Genomic DNA, 1657 nt, shown 5'->3' with positions numbered 1-1657 from the left:
CCCCTGCGCCGGGTCCCCCTGGCCGCGGGGGCGGGGGTGCTCACGCCGCGGAGAAGGCGTCCGCGATCTGCTCGAACACGGCGGTGTAGGCCTGCACGCCCTCGGTGACGTAGAAGTCGGCGGGCAGGTAGACCACGTGCCCCTCCGTCACGAAGGTGGTGTCCTGCCACGCCTGCTGCTCGGAGACGAGCTGCTGGGCGGGCGAGGCGCCGGCGGTGCCGGTGGCGGCGTCGCGGTCCAGCACGATCATCCAGTCCGGGTCCAGCTGGGCGATCGTCTCCGGCGCCAGGCCGGAGTCGTTGTGGATGGAGTCGCCCTCGGCCTCCAGGACGTTGCGCAGGCCCAGCGGCTCGGTGATGCGCTCCAGGCGCTCGGAACCGTTGTCGACGTGCCCGCCGCTGGCCACGGCCAGGAACACCGTCTCCTCGCCCGTGGCCTCGTCGGCGCGCTGCTCGGCCTCCTCCAGGGCGGCGACGAGCGCGGCGGCCTCGTCCTGCTTGCCGAAGATCTCGCCCAGCTGGGTGGTCTGCGCCTTCAGGCTCTCCACGTACCCGCCCTCGGCGTCCACCGACGGGGAGATGTCGATGGTGGGGGCGATCTTCGAGAGCTCCTCGGTGTGCTCGGCGAAGCGGTACCCGCCGACGATGAGGTCGGGCTCGGCCTCGTTGACGGCCTCGAACACGGGCTCGCGGTGGGTGCCGGCGTCCGCCACTGCCTCGTCGGAGGCCCAGTCCTCGTACCCGGTGGCGGGCAGCAGGTCCTTGGGGACCGCGACGGGGGTGATGCCGAACGCCTTGATCGTGGCGAAGGACGTGTTGTCCAGGGCCGCCACGCGCAGCGGCTCGGCGGGCACCTCGACGGGGCCGTCCGCGGTCTGCACGGTGCGGGTGGCGGCGGCACCGGCCGCCGGGTCCGCCTCCGCCTCGCCGGAGCAGGCCGCCAGGCCGAGGCAGGCGACGAGTCCGAGGGTGAACCCGGCCGCGGTGCGCCGGGGCAGGAGGTGGTTCACGGCAACGCCTTTCACGCAGGGGTGGGGGGCGGGTCCCCGCGCGCGGCGGGCCCGACGCCGGGAAGCTTAGCCTGCCCTCACCCCTCCGGGAGCACCCGTCCCGGGTGTGCGACCCGTCACACTTCGTGCACCACCTGTGACTCGCCGCACGTCGCGCGCCGCCCGTCAGCCCGCCGACCCGTCCCCGGACGCGTCCGCGCCGCGCGCACCCCGCCCCGCGCGCTCGGCGTCGGGGACGACCGCCACGGGCCCGCCGGCGCGGTGCAGCACCTCGTGGCTGGTCGAGCCCAGCAGCGCGCACGCCAGCGCCCCGCGACCGCGCGATCCCACCACCAGCAGCCGTGCGCCGGCGGCCGCGGCCAGCAGCGCCTCCGCCGGGTGGGCCGCCTCCACCAGCCGCGCGCGCACCTGCGGCGCGGGCCGCGCCGCGCGCACCCGGGCCACCGCCTGCTGCAGGCCCTCGGCGGCCTGGCGGTGGGCGACCTCGCGGGCGCGCTCCCACCCCACCGGGTCCCCCTCGCGCAGGCGCGCCGCCGGCGGGCGCCACACCCGCACCACCGTCAGCTCCCGCCCGGCGGCCGCGGCGTGCGCCAGGGCGAAGCCCTCCGCGGCCCGCGCCGCCGGGGAGCCGTCCGAACCGAGCACGAC

General features: G+C 77.2%; 2 protein-coding genes. Both read right to left on the bottom strand.

The features are described from left to right. Positions 1–40: 40 nt before the first annotated feature. A complete protein-coding gene (locus GTR00_RS20370; RefSeq protein ID WP_166613353.1) occupies positions 41–1009 on the bottom strand; it encodes a siderophore ABC transporter substrate-binding protein in 969 nt (322 codons plus the stop codon). A 165-nt stretch (positions 1010–1174) separates the two neighbouring features. Further along, on the bottom strand, positions 1175–1657 hold a 483-nt coding region (locus GTR00_RS20365; RefSeq protein WP_166613352.1), incomplete at its 5' end, for a universal stress protein.

The sequence above is a fragment of the Kineococcus indalonis genome (assembly GCF_009906395.1).
Taxonomy (GTDB): Bacteria; Actinomycetota; Actinomycetes; order Actinomycetales; family Kineococcaceae; genus Kineococcus; species Kineococcus indalonis.
The sequence above is the reverse complement of the archived record's forward strand: the minus strand, read 5'-3'. Positions and strand labels throughout refer to the sequence as shown.